The sequence below is a fragment of the Rhizobium sp. SJZ105 genome (genome assembly GCF_007828365.1).
In the GTDB taxonomy this organism is placed as follows: Bacteria; Pseudomonadota; Alphaproteobacteria; order Rhizobiales; family Rhizobiaceae; genus Agrobacterium; species Agrobacterium tumefaciens.
In genome coordinates this window covers 1,262,733-1,275,240 of the sequence record NZ_VIUP01000001.1, presented here as the reverse complement: position 1 = coordinate 1,275,240, position 12,508 = coordinate 1,262,733, and the positions used below count along the sequence as shown (strand labels likewise).

Here is a 12,508-nt window from a genome sequence, read left to right as displayed (position 1 = left end):
GTTTTCTTGCAACTTTCTCGCTCTATTGTCCGTTGGGCAAAGTGACATTGGCGAGAATCGGGAGAAAAATGATGACTCAATCCTTGAGCATGAGCAGACGCGGCCTTATCGGTGTGGCGGGAGCAAGCGTTCTCGGCGCGCCGCTTTTGATGGCGCGCACCGCAACGGCGCAGACGAACCAGCCGCAAACTTCCATGGAGATTAAACACGCCATGCCGCCTGAAACCAATCGCTTCAAGCTTGGTAATTTCGAAGTGCTTGTCGTGAAAGACGGCGCGCGCGCCGCGCCCAATCCGGGCGAGACCTTCGGCACCGATCAGTCGGCGGAAACCGTCGGCAAGCTGCTGGAAGACAATTTTCTGCCGAAGGAGCAATTCGTCAATTCCTTCTCGCCGGTTCTCGTAAATACCGGCACGGACCTCGTGCTGTTCGACACGGGTTTCGGCGAGTCCGGCCGTGGCGCTGGTAATGGCCGTCTTATCGAAGGCATGGCGGCTGCCGGTTACTCTCCTGACGACGTGACCGTGGTGGTGCTGACCCATATGCACGGAGACCACATTGGCGGATTGATGGAAAAGGGCGCGCCGGCCTTCTCCAAGGCGCGTTATGTTTTCGGCCAGGCGGAATATGATTTCTGGACGGACGAGAAGCGGGTTGGCACGCCTGCCGAAGGCGGCCAGAAGGGCGTCATCGCCAACGTCAAACCGCTGGCGGAAAAGGCGACCTTCATCGGCGACGGCGCTGACGTGGTTGCCGGCATCACCGGCATTGCGGCGTTTGGCCATTCGCCGGGCCACATGATCTTCCGTGTCGAATCCGAAGGCAAGCAGCTGATCCTGACGGCTGATACGGCCAACCATTTCGTCCTGTCGCTGCAAAAGCCGGATTGGGAAGTGAAGTTCGACATGGACAAGGCGGCGGCCGCTGCAACCCGCAAGAAGGTCTACGACATGATCGCCACGGACCGGCTGCCGTTCCTCGGCTATCACATGCCTTTCCCGGCTGTCGGTTACGCGGAAAAGCTGGATACGGGGTACCGTTTCGTGCCGAAGTCCTACCAGTTCGACATCTGATGCATATCGCGCAAAAGTGTTAAGCGGTTTTGCGATAACGACATGCATAAAAACAAGCAGTTAAAGCGCGCCGTGCGGTACAGGGATCCACAGGACGCTCTTTAACGCCTGCTGCAATGCAGCAACAGAATAAGCCCGGAAGGTCATTCCGGGTTTTTTCTATTTCCTTCCTGTCATGAACGTGTTACCAGCCCTCGCCAACTTCCAAGCAATCCTTGCAGGGCGCCGGGGTGAACTTTTCGTTCCGGGACGGCCACGCATTTTCATTATGAAGGAATTTGGTCATGGCACGCATCATTCAAACACCCACTGGTTTGGACGCTCTCACATTTGACGATGTGTTGCTGCAACCCGGACATTCCGAGGTTATGCCGGGACAGACGAATATCGCCACCCGCATTGCCCGTGATATCGATCTCAACCTGCCGATCCTCTCTTCCGCCATGGACACGGTCACGGAAGGCCGTCTTGCCATCGCCATGGCGCAGGCCGGCGGCATCGGCGTCATCCACCGCAACCTTACCCCCATCGAACAGGCCGAAGAAGTCCGGCAGGTGAAGAAGTTCGAGAGCGGCATGGTCGTCAACCCGGTCACCATCGGCCCGGATGCCACGCTGGCAGAAGCACAGGCTTTGATGAAGGCGCACGGCATTTCCGGCATTCCGGTGGTTGAAAACGGCGGTGCCGGCGGCCACAAGAATGGCCGTCTCGTTGGCATTCTGACAAACCGCGACGTGCGTTTCGCATCCGATCCGCAGCAGAAGATCTATGAACTGATGACCCGCGAAAACCTTGTTACGGTCAAGGAAAGCAGCGTCGATCAGCAGGAAGCGCGCCGTCTGTTGCACAAGCACCGCATTGAAAAGCTGCTGGTGGTGGATGGAAAGGGCAATTGCGTCGGCCTCATCACCGTCAAGGATATGGAGAAGTCGCAGCTCAACCCCAACGCCACCAAGGATGCGCAGGGCCGTCTTCGCGCCGCTGCCGCAATCAGCGTCGGTGCGGATGCCATCGAGCGCGCAGAACGCCTCATCGATGCCGGTGTTGACCTTCTGGTCGTCGATACCGCGCATGGCCATTCGCAGCGCGTGCTCGATGCCGTTTCGGTGGTCAAGAAGATGTCGAACTCCGTTCGCATCATCGCCGGCAATGTTGCGACCGCTGACGGCACCAAGGCACTGATCGATGCCGGCGCCGATGGCGTCAAGGTCGGTATCGGCCCCGGTTCCATCTGCACCACCCGTATCGTCGCCGGCGTTGGCGTTCCGCAGCTTGCTGCGATCATGGCCTCGGTCGAAGTGGCCAATGCCGCAGATATTCCTGTCATCGCCGATGGCGGCATCAAGTTCTCGGGCGATCTGGCGAAGGCTATTGCCGCCGGCGCCTCCGCCGTCATGATCGGCTCGCTTTTGGCCGGCACGGATGAAAGCCCGGGCGAAGTGTTCCTCTATCAGGGCCGTTCCTTCAAGGCCTATCGCGGCATGGGTTCCGTTGGCGCCATGGCGCGCGGCTCCGCCGACCGTTATTTCCAGGCGGAAGTGCGCGACACGCTGAAGCTCGTTCCGGAAGGTATCGAAGGTCAGGTTCCCTATAAGGGTCCGGTCTCCGGCGTCCTGCACCAGCTGGCCGGTGGCCTGAAGGCTGCCATGGGTTATGTCGGCGGCGGCACGATCAAGGAATTCCAGGAGCGCGCCACCTTCGTGCGCATTTCCAGCGCGGGCTTGCGCGAAAGCCACGCCCATGACGTGACGATCACCCGCGAAAGCCCGAACTACCCCGGCGCGGTTTGATCTTTCGAACCGAATCCGCAACAACATAGTCTCAGTATTTGGCGCTCCCCGATTCATGCCGGATCGGGGAGCGTTATTGTGATTGGAGGAGAAAGCATGTCACCAACGACCGCAATGTTCTGGCCGATGATAGCCCATGCATTTCTCGTGTTCGTTCTTTACGCTCTACTGCTTTACCGCCGCAGAAAATACACGCTGACGGACCGCGACACCGCGCTCAGATATCGCGATACGGGACAGGAAGGGCGCGAAAGCTATCTGGTCAACCGAAACATTGCCAACCAGTTCGAGCTTCCGGTTCTCTTCCACCCCGTCTGCCTGCTGCTTTATATTACCGACGCGGACAATATCGTTACCGTCGTTCTGGCCTGGCTGTTCGTGATTTCCCGTTATGCGCACTCCTTCGTTCACGTCACCAGCAACCGTCTGCGTTATCGTGCGCCGTTGTTCGCGATTGGTTTCGCGCTTCTCGTCTGCCTCTGGGGCTGGCTCGCCATCTGGTTGGCGCTGGAGTGAGATGGCACCGTAAGGTTGCTTCATAAGTGAGACAATCGCGCCTCTAAAATGCTGCGATTTGCGATGGGTCAATTCCGTGACGCCCCATCCCCGGTAGTCTCTGCCTCGCCGTCGAGAATTTCAGGCGAGCAGAGATTAGGGAGTATGTCATGGCTAAAACAATGAAGGCCGCGGTTGTCCGCGCATTTGGCAAACCGCTGACCATCGAGGAAGTGGCGATACCGGATCCCGGCCCGGGTGAAATTCTCATCAATTACAAGGCGACCGGCATTTGCCACACGGACCTGCACGCCGCAACGGGCGACTGGCCGGTCAAACCCAATCCACCATTCATCCCCGGCCATGAAGGCGTCGGCTACGTCGCCAAGATCGGCGCTGGCGTGACCGGCATCAAGGAAGGCGACCGCGCCGGCACGCCGTGGCTTTACACCGCCTGCGGATGCTGCATTCCGTGCCGTACCGGCTGGGAAACTCTTTGCCCAAGTCAGAAGAATTCGGGTTATTCCGTCAATGGCAGCTTTGCGGAATACGGGCTTGCCGATCCGAAATTCGTTGGCCGACTTCCCGACAATCTGGAATTCGGCCCCGCTGCACCCGTGCTCTGCGCCGGTGTCACCGTCTACAAGGGTCTCAAGGAAACCGAAGTGAGGCCCGGCGAATGGGTGGTCATTTCGGGCATTGGCGGGCTTGGTCATATGGCCGTGCAATATGCCAAGGCCATGGGCATGCATGTCGTTGCCGCCGATATTTATGACGACAAGCTGGAGCTTGCGAAAAAGCTGGGCGCGGATTTCACCGTCAACGGTCGGGCGCCGGATGCGGTGGAACAGGTGCAGAAGGCGACCGGCGGCGTCCACGGCGCGCTCGTGACGGCGGTTTCGCCCAAAGCCATGGAGCAGGCCTACGGTTTCCTGCGCTCCAAGGGCACGATGGCACTTGTTGGCCTGCCGCCGGGCTTCATCTCCATTCCGGTTTTCGAAACGGTGCTGAAGCGCATCACGGTGCGTGGCTCCATCGTCGGCACGCGGCAGGATCTGGAGGAGGCGCTTTCCTTCGCTGGTGAAGGCAAGGTAGCCGCTCACTTCTCCTGGGACAAACTCGAAAACATCAACGACATCTTCCGTCGCATGGAAGAGGGCAAGATCGACGGCCGTATCGTCGTGGACCTTGCCGCCTGAGACAGATGACCAGCGGCGGCGCTCACGCAAAAGTGTGCCGCCGCTTGTTCACCGAGTAGCAATCTGCGCTATCCTCCCTGTGCATCTGCGCGTTCAGGGAGAAGAGAGCGATGGACGACAAGCCGAAGATTACGCAGGCCATGATCGACGCTTACGATGAATATACCCATCTCAGTCTCGATCGCCGCAAATTCATGGAAAAGCTCAGCCTGCTTGCCGGGTCCGGCGCAGCTGCTGCCGCAATCGCGCCGCTTCTTTCGGCCAACAGCGCCCGTGCGGCAATCGTCGCGCCTGATGATGCGGGTATCGTTGCGGAAGAGGTGACCTATCCCGCCCCCGGTGGCGAGATGAAGGGCTATCTCGTCACGCCGAAATCGGTTTCCGGCCCCATTGGCTCGGTTATCGTCATCCATGAAAACCGGGGCCTGAACGACCATATCCGCGATGTGGCAAGACGCGTGGCGCTTGCGGGGTTCAGGGCGCTTGCGGTTGATTTCCTGTCGCCGCAGGGCGGCACGCCTTCGGATGAAGATAAGGCACGGGAGATGTTCAGTGGCCTCGATATGGAGGCAACAGTCGCCAATGCCGAAGCCGGTCGGGTGTGGCTCGCTGCAAGGCAGGGTGCGAACGGCAAGGTTGGTGCGGTCGGTTTCTGCTGGGGCGGCGGGCTGGTCAACCGGTTCGCCACCAAATCGGCAGGCCTGAATGCCGGTGTCGCCTATTACGGCCAGCAACCGCCGGCGGCCGATGTGCCTGCTATCAAGGCGCCCCTGCTGTTACAGTATGCCGGTCTGGATGAGCGCATCAATGCCGGTATCGACGCGTATAAAAAGGCGCTGGAGGAAAACGGCAAGACCTTCGAAATCTTCGTTTACGACGGCGTCAACCACGCCTTCAACAACGATACATCCTCGGCGCGATACGACAAGGCCGCGGCCGATCTCGCCTGGGGCCGGACGACGGAGTTCTTCAAAAAATATCTGGCGTGATGGGGTTTTGGTCCGCTGTGACGGACAACCCCTGAAATCCCGCTCTAGACGCCGCCAGCCCCGCGTTTCAAATGCTCATCAAGCCGGGGCATGATCTCAACGAAATTGCAGGGCAGGTGGCGGTAATCGAGCTGGGCTTTGAGAATACCGTCCCAGGCATCCTTGCAGGCGCCGGGAGAGCCGGGCAGCACGAAGATGAAGGTGGCGTTTGCCACGCCGCCGGTCGCCCGTGACTGGATGGTGGCGGTGCCGATCTTTTCATAGGAAATGCGATGGAAGATGGCGGAAAAGCCGTCCATGCGCTTTTCGAACAGGGGTTCCAGCGCCTCGGGTGTCACGTCGCGGCCTGTAAAGCCGGTGCCGCCGGTGGTGATGACCACATCTACGCTCCCGTTGAGCGTCCAGTCGCGCACGGTGTTGAAAATAGCAGCCTTGTCGTCTGCCACGATGGTGCGGGCGGCGACCTTGTGTCCGGCTTCCTCTATGCGTGCGACTAGCGTGTCGCCGGACTTGTCATTCTCAAGCGTGCGGCTGTCCGAAACGGTCAGAACCGCGATGCCGAGGGGAATGAAGGGTCTTTCGCCTGCCATGGCCTTATCCTCGAATTGTGTTGTCTTCAGAGGGTCCGCGTCGCCTGAAAATACCAGCCGGGGCGCTTGTTTCGAAGCGATGTTTCTGCTTTTCGGGCGGCCTCGAAGGAATGAAATAGTCCAAAACAGGTGGCACCCGAACCGGACATGCGCACAAGGGAAGCACCTTCCTGCAACAGCATACCGGCGATTGCGCCGATATCCGGCAGGAGCGCCTTGGCGGGGACTTCCAGATCGTTGCGGCTTTGCGCCAGAAAATCCATCCAGCCGCCTTCTTTGCGCTCCGGCAGGGGCGGGTTGGCCTTGTCGAGCAGTCGCCGAAAAATCTCCGGCGTCGAGACCGCTTTCAGAGGGTTGGCCAGCACCAGAAAGAATTCCGGCAGATCGGAGACCGGCTCGATATCCTCGCCGATACCTCGTGCGATGAGTGGGCGGCTTTCAAGGCACATCGGCACGTCAGCGCCAAGCGCAAGCGCGATGGGTGCGAGATTTTCAGAAACAATCCCGGCATTCCAGTGCCGCAACAGCGCCCGCAGTGTCGCTGCCGCATCCGCTGAGCCGCCGCCAATGCCGGAGGCGACCGGCAGGTTCTTTTCGAGATGGATGGCAACCGGGCGTGCCGATTGACCTGCCGCCACAAGCGCATCACGCAAAAGGTCTCTGGCACGGACGACGAGATTGTTGCCGCCATCGCCTGCGCGCAGCAGATCGCCAAACGGGCCGGAGATGGAGAAAGTGTCGGCATCGGCATCGCGAACATGGATCGCGTCGCCTGCTTCGGTGAAGGTCACCAGCGTCTCGAGCAGATGATAACCATCTGCCCGCTGACCGGTTACATGCAGTGCCAGATTGATCTTGGCCGGGGCCGCCTCGGTTGTTTCGACAGCCCCGGTAATGTCATCCGCGCGCATGTCGCGTCAGGATTTCTTGTCCGGGGCAGGGGCAACAGGGGCCGGTGCTGGCGGAGCCGGCGGCTGCGGCGCGGCCTCCTTCTTGGCGGTGTTTTCGGCGTCCTTTTCCAGCGGCGGCAGGCCGTTGGCAATCTTTTCCTTCACCTTGGCCTTGTCCAGATCGTCATTGTCGCCAATCAGCGCGCGGTTCCACTGATACACGGCCTCGATCTTGCGACCGACACGCCAGTAGGCATCGCCCAGATGATCGTTGATGGTCTGATCGCCGGCCTTGAGCTCGATTGCCCGCTCCAGTTCGGTGACAGCCTGGTCAAACGCGCCCAGCCGGAAATGCGCCCAGCCAAGCGAATCGACGATATAGCCGTCATTCGGCCGAAGCTCGACCGCGCGGCTGATCATCTTCATCGCTTCGTCGAGGTTGATACCCTTGTCCACCCAGGAATAGCCGAGATAGTTCAGCACCTGCGGCTGTTCCGGGTTGAGTTCGAGCGCACGCTTGAAGTCCGGCTCGGCCTTGTCCCATTCCTTCAGGCGCTCATGGGCGATGGCGCGCTGGAAGAACACGGTCCAGTCCGACTTCTGCGGCACGGCACCGATCACCTCGACAGCCTTGTCGTAGTTTTCGGCCATGGCCTTGTAGTCCTTGGCGTCGGAAAGCACGCTGCCATAGGCGAGGTAAGAACGGATATCCTTCGGATCGGATTGCAGCAGGGATTGCAGGTGGTTGCGCGCTTCCTCCACCTTGCCCGTCTGCGCCAGCGTCAGCCCGAGCTGCAGCTCGGAGATGCGGTGCATCGGCGAATCCTTCGGCACGTCGCGGTAGAAGGCGATGGCGCGGTCGGGCTGTTTCATCGCCTCGGCAAGTCCGCCGAGAAGGATCAGCGTATCGGCGCTTTGCGGATCGAGCGCCCGCGACGTCTGAAGGTAAAGCGTGACGATCTCTTCGGCACCTTCGCGGTTCAGCGCACCCGCGATGGAAAACATCACGGAAGCCGCGCCTTCAACGGCATTGGTGATCTGCTGCGGCGGCTTCTCGCCCTTCTCGATGGATTGGCGAAGCGCTTTGAGCGGCGCATAGTTCGGCGCAAAAGTGTCGCCGACCGCAATTGCGTCCAGCGCCTTCTGCTTGTTGCCGGCTGAAGCCTCCAGCCGTGCAAGCGCCATCACCGCGCGCATATAGGTGTCGGAAGCGGTTGCCCCGCCTTCACGATCCGTCACGGCCTCATTGAGGCTCTTGCGGGCAGCATCTGTGTTGCCGGAGACAAGGGCGATCGCCGCGGCATTGTATTTCTGGAAAATCGAAATCCAGCCCGGACCCTTCATGTTGTTGACGAGGGCCAGCGCTTCCTTGGGCTTGCCTGAACCGGCGCGCGCCCATGCCGTCAGAAGCGTGTTGACCATGCGGTCGAGATCGTTCGGGCCGGTATATTTCAGGATTTTCTCGGCTTTGACGAATTCCTTGTCCTTGATGGCGTCGAGGCCGCGCACGATGGTCGTCACGCGTTCGACGGAGGTATCGTCCTTCATCGAATCGGCAATCTTGGCGCCAGCCTCGAAATTGCCGCTCAACAGTTCGGCGATCATCAGGCGCTGGCGGATTTCCGAATTGGCCGGATCGAATTCCAGCGCCTTCTTGTAGAGCGAAATCGCGGTGGGGTAATCCTGATCGACATCGGCATTGCGCGCGGCAAGGAATGCGCCGGAGAAGGTATTTACCTTGGCAGGATCGAAAGTAACGGCCTTGGCTTCCGTTTTCGTCTCCGCAAAGCCGGGGCTTGCACCCGCGCCAAGTGCGAGAGCGGCGGCAAGAGCCGCGCTGCAGAGAAGACGAAGTGCTGGTTTACGCCGCATGAGGGAACCTTTGCCTTTGTGCAGAAGCACGGAAAAATCAGTTTCCATTGTTTGGTCACGATAGAATGGCTTTTTTGAAGCAACCCCGCAAGAAATTATGGCCCGCGCCACAATCTCCCCTTGCGGGACACCCAGTCCGAAACAGCGGCGGACGGTCTTGTCCATCCGCCGTTTGCCTGAGGCCTCCAGCGTCAGTTGAGACGCTCGATGCAGAAGTCGATGACTTCCAGAAGCGCGTTTTTCCACGGGCTTTCCGGCAGCGGTGCAAGCGCATCGCGGGCAATGGTGCCGTAATGCGTGGCGCGGCCGATCGTATCGCCAAGACCGTTGTATTTGGTGATGAGACCGAGCGCCTTTTCGAGGTTCTCGTCGCTGCTTTCACCGTTTTCGATGGCGTTGCGCCAGAAGGCGCGCTCATCCTGCGTGCCGCGGCGATAGGACAGGATGACCGGCAGGGTTATCTTGCCCTCACGGAAATCGTCACCCGTATTCTTGCCGAGATCGGCGGATTTGCCGCCGTAATCCAGCACGTCGTCAACGAGCTGGAAGGCAAGGCCGAGATTCATGCCGTAGGATTTCAGTGCACTGCGGCTTGCCTTGTCGGTTTTGGCGACGATGGGGCCAACTTCCGCGGCCGCTGCAAAAAGGGCAGCCGTCTTGGCGCGAATCACCTGCAGATAATCGTCCTCGGTCGTTTCCATGTTCTTGGCGACCGAAAGCTGCAGCACTTCGCCCTCGGCGATGACGGAAGCGGCGGTGGACAGCACGTCGAGCGCATCCAGCGAGCCGACGTCCACCATCATGCGGAAGGCCTGGCCGAGCAGGAAGTCGCCGACGAGAACGCTTGCCTGGTTGCCCCAGATGGTGCGGGCGGTGGACTTGCCACGGCGCAGATCGCTTTCATCCACCACGTCGTCATGCAGCAGCGTCGCCGTGTGCATGAATTCCACGCTGGTGGCGAGCTTGATATGGTGGTCGCCCTCGTAACCGAACATCGAGGCAGAGGCCAGCGTCAGCATCGGCCGCAGGCGTTTGCCTCCGGACGAGATCAGATGGTTGGCCACCTCAGGTATCATCTGGACATCGGAACCGGCTCTGGAAAGGATAAGCTGATTCACCCGTTCCATGTCGGCACGGGTCAGGTCGACAAGCGGCTTGACGGATGCGAGTTTGTTTTTGCTTTCTTCAAGCGGTATGACGACGCCCAAGGGACAGGACTCCTGTTCGAATTTGAGTTCGACAATAAAAACTGGCGCCTGTCGCGGCAAGGGGCGAATTGCCGCTAGCCATTCAAAAAAATGGGAATTTGGGGCTTATCCATGCGTGAACTGATCCGTACCAACGATGCCGTGCTGTTATCCTTCGCCGAAAGCCTGATGAAGGACGCCGGCATCCATTGCCTTGTCGCCGATCAGGCAATGAGCATTCTGGAAGGTTCGCTCGGTCTTTTGCCCCGCCGGTTCCTGGTGGAGGAAGACCGCGCCGGTGAGGCCCGCCGCATTCTCGTGGATGCCGGTCTGGGCGACGAATTGCGCAACGAAGAGGCGTAAACGAACGTGGGCGGCGAGATTTCGGAAACTTTGGATGCGTTTCACCGGGGCCGTTTTCACATTCTCCAGCCCAAGGGCAGGGGACACCGCGCCGGCATGGACGCCATGCTTCTTGCCTCGATGGTGGCGGACGAGCGCGCCTGCCGCATAGCCGATCTCGGCGCGGGCGCGGGCGCGGCAGGTTTCGCTGTCGCCACGCGGCTTGAAAAGGCCGAAGTGACCCTGTTCGAACGTTCGCCGGAAATGGTGGAATTTGCCCGCCGCAGCCTGGCATTGCCAGAAAATGCCGCTTTTTCCGCCCGTGTCAGCGTGCGTGAGGCCGACGTGACACTGCGTGGCAAGGCGCGCGTCGAGGCCGGACTGCCGGACGGGCATTTTCACCACGTCATCATGAACCCGCCCTATAATGATGCAGGCGACCGCCGCACGCCCGATGCGCTGAAGGCTGAGGCCCACGCCATGACGGAGGGCCTGTTCGAGGACTGGATCAGGACCGCAGGTGCGATCACGGTTCCAGGCGGGCAGCTTTCCCTTATTGCACGGCCGCAATCGGTGGCGGAGATCATTGCCGCCTGTGGCAGCCGTTTCGGCGGCATCGAGATCACACTCATCCACCCACGCCCCGGTGAGGACGCGGTGCGCATGCTCGTAACAGCGATCAAGGGGTCACGGGCGCGGCTGTCGTTCCGGGCGCCGCTCGTCATGCACGAGACCGGTAGCCATGCTTTCACGCCCATCGTGGATGATCTGAATAATGGCCGCACCGCCTATCGCCGTAATGTAAAGGCAATCGGGCCTGGCCTATAAATTCGCCGTTCCTCCGGCCGCAAACCATTGTGTTTTGCAGGGCAATACATACATCCGTGACGAACAGGCAAATGCTGCGAGGAGTGAATTGTGGGTTTTCTGAAGTATCTGGTGCCGAAACGCTTTCGCAAAAAAGAACTCGTCATCCCGGTTGTGCGCATGCATGGCGCCATCATGGCTGGCGGCAACCAGTTCCGCCCCGCTCTCAATCTTGCCTCCTATGCACCGCTGCTGGAAAAGGCCTTTGCCATCAAGGACGCGCCAGCTGTCGCCATTTCCGTGAATTCTCCCGGTGGCTCGCCGGTGCAGGCGCGAATGATCTATAATCGCATCCGCCAGCTTGCCGAGGAAAAGGACAAGAAGGTCCTGATCTTCGTTGAGGATGTGGCGGCCTCCGGTGGCTACATGATCGCGCTTGCCGGCGACGAGATCATCGCCGACCCCACCTCCATCGTCGGATCGATCGGCGTCGTTTCCGGTGGTTTCGGTTTCCCGGAAATGTTGAAGAAGATCGGGGTGGAGCGCCGCGTCTATACGGCCGGCGAGAACAAGGTCATCCTCGATCCCTTCCAGCCGGAAAAAGAGGGCGACATCGAATATCTGAAGTCGCTTCAGGTCGAAATCCACAATGTTTTCATCGATATGGTCAAGATGCGCCGCGGTGCAAAATTGAAGGGCGATGAGACGATCTTCTCCGGCCTGTTCTGGACCGGTATGCGTGGCCTTGATCTCGGCCTGATCGACGGCTTGGGCGACATGAGGGAGGTTCTTCGTCGCCGCTACGGGACGAAGGTGAAGCTTCAGCTCGTCACCGGTGGGCGCTCGCTGTTCGGCAAAAAAGTGCCGGGCGTGAATGCGGCACTCGGCCTCAATGCCGAAAGGCTTGCGGCAGGCGCCGTCTCGGGACTTGCGGAAGTTGCCGAAGAAAAGGCATTGTGGTCGCGTTTCGGTCTATGATGTCGCAGGAATAGGGCCTTATGGCGCAGCTTATTACAATTGTTCTTCTGGTGGTGGGATCCGTCATCCTCTACCGCCGCTTCGTTCGCGATGCGGAAAAGCTTTCGGCAAAATCGAAGCAGCGCGAAAAGGAACGCGAAACCGGCGCCATCGGCACGCTGATCAAGGATCCCGAAACCGGCGAATACCGCGTGAAGCGTGAGGATGAGACGTAAGCCGGTGTCTCCACGCATAAATCCTTGACCCCTTCGCCATGCCGTGGCACCAGTCCGCATCCGAAGTAAGTCAGTGCTTAC

At 59.8% G+C, this 12,508-nt stretch carries 13 protein-coding genes; 9 read left to right on the top strand and 4 right to left on the bottom strand.

Annotation, left to right across the window (positions count from 1 at the left end; genetic code table 11):
* Positions 1 to 71: 71 nt before the first annotated feature.
* From FB593_RS06405 to FB593_RS06380, 5 genes are all read left to right on the top strand, one after another.
* Positions 72 to 1,073, top strand: coding sequence for an MBL fold metallo-hydrolase (locus tag FB593_RS06405; protein ID WP_186447890.1), 1,002 nt, complete (start codon positions 72 to 74; stop codon positions 1,071 to 1,073).
* Between the two features lie 284 nt (positions 1,074 to 1,357).
* Positions 1,358 to 2,863 carry an IMP dehydrogenase gene (gene guaB / locus FB593_RS06395; protein WP_003515165.1) on the top strand — a complete coding sequence of 502 codons (1,506 nt, stop codon included), beginning with the start codon at positions 1,358 to 1,360 and terminating at the stop codon, positions 2,861 to 2,863.
* A gap of 114 nt (positions 2,864 to 2,977) precedes the next feature.
* Entirely contained in the window at positions 2,978 to 3,379 is a 402-nt protein-coding gene (locus FB593_RS06390; RefSeq protein WP_186447903.1) for an MAPEG family protein, read from the top strand.
* A gap of 149 nt (positions 3,380 to 3,528) precedes the next feature.
* Positions 3,529 to 4,557, top strand: a complete 1,029-nt coding sequence (gene adhP, locus FB593_RS06385; RefSeq protein ID WP_003515167.1) for an alcohol dehydrogenase AdhP — start codon at positions 3,529 to 3,531, stop codon at positions 4,555 to 4,557.
* A gap of 110 nt (positions 4,558 to 4,667) precedes the next feature.
* Positions 4,668 to 5,546 (top strand): dienelactone hydrolase family protein, encoded by an 879-nt coding sequence (locus FB593_RS06380; RefSeq protein ID WP_019564276.1) that lies wholly within the window; start codon positions 4,668 to 4,670, stop codon positions 5,544 to 5,546.
* A gap of 44 nt (positions 5,547 to 5,590) precedes the next feature.
* On the opposite strand, the gene moaB is transcribed toward FB593_RS06380, so the two are convergent.
* The 4 genes from moaB to FB593_RS06360 form a co-directional block, all read right to left on the bottom strand.
* Complete coding sequence (gene moaB / locus FB593_RS06375) at positions 5,591 to 6,136, bottom strand: molybdenum cofactor biosynthesis protein B (RefSeq protein WP_003515169.1); 546 nt, start codon at positions 6,134 to 6,136, stop codon at positions 5,591 to 5,593.
* A 26-nt stretch (positions 6,137 to 6,162) separates the two neighbouring features.
* Positions 6,163 to 7,047, bottom strand: a complete 885-nt coding sequence (locus tag FB593_RS06370; protein WP_121556401.1) for a 4-(cytidine 5'-diphospho)-2-C-methyl-D-erythritol kinase — start codon at positions 7,045 to 7,047, stop codon at positions 6,163 to 6,165.
* Between the two features lie 6 nt (positions 7,048 to 7,053).
* The gene (locus tag FB593_RS06365) at positions 7,054 to 8,898 is read right to left on the bottom strand and encodes a tetratricopeptide repeat protein (RefSeq protein WP_013635516.1); all 1,845 of its coding nucleotides are present in this window, start codon (positions 8,896 to 8,898) and stop codon (positions 7,054 to 7,056) included.
* 191 nt (positions 8,899 to 9,089) lie between these two features.
* Complete coding sequence (locus FB593_RS06360) at positions 9,090 to 10,106, bottom strand: polyprenyl synthetase family protein (protein WP_003515172.1); 1,017 nt, start codon at positions 10,104 to 10,106, stop codon at positions 9,090 to 9,092.
* 111 nt (positions 10,107 to 10,217) lie between these two features.
* Between FB593_RS06360 and FB593_RS06355 the strand changes: the two genes are divergently transcribed.
* The 4 genes from FB593_RS06355 (at position 10,218) to FB593_RS06340 (ending at position 12,427) form a co-directional block, all read left to right on the top strand.
* Positions 10,218 to 10,448: a DUF2007 domain-containing protein gene (locus tag FB593_RS06355; RefSeq protein WP_003515173.1), complete on the top strand. Its 231-nt coding sequence runs from the start codon at positions 10,218 to 10,220 to the stop codon at positions 10,446 to 10,448.
* 6 nt (positions 10,449 to 10,454) lie between these two features.
* Positions 10,455 to 11,255, top strand: a complete 801-nt coding sequence (locus tag FB593_RS06350; RefSeq protein ID WP_019564271.1) for a tRNA1(Val) (adenine(37)-N6)-methyltransferase — start codon at positions 10,455 to 10,457, stop codon at positions 11,253 to 11,255.
* Positions 11,256 to 11,342: 87 nt separating this feature from the next.
* Complete coding sequence (locus FB593_RS06345; RefSeq protein ID WP_026330624.1) at positions 11,343 to 12,212, top strand: S49 family peptidase; 870 nt, start codon at positions 11,343 to 11,345, stop codon at positions 12,210 to 12,212.
* Between the two features lie 20 nt (positions 12,213 to 12,232).
* Entirely contained in the window at positions 12,233 to 12,427 is a 195-nt protein-coding gene (locus FB593_RS06340; protein WP_003515179.1) for an NfeD family protein, read from the top strand.
* Positions 12,428 to 12,508 lie beyond the last annotated feature (81 nt).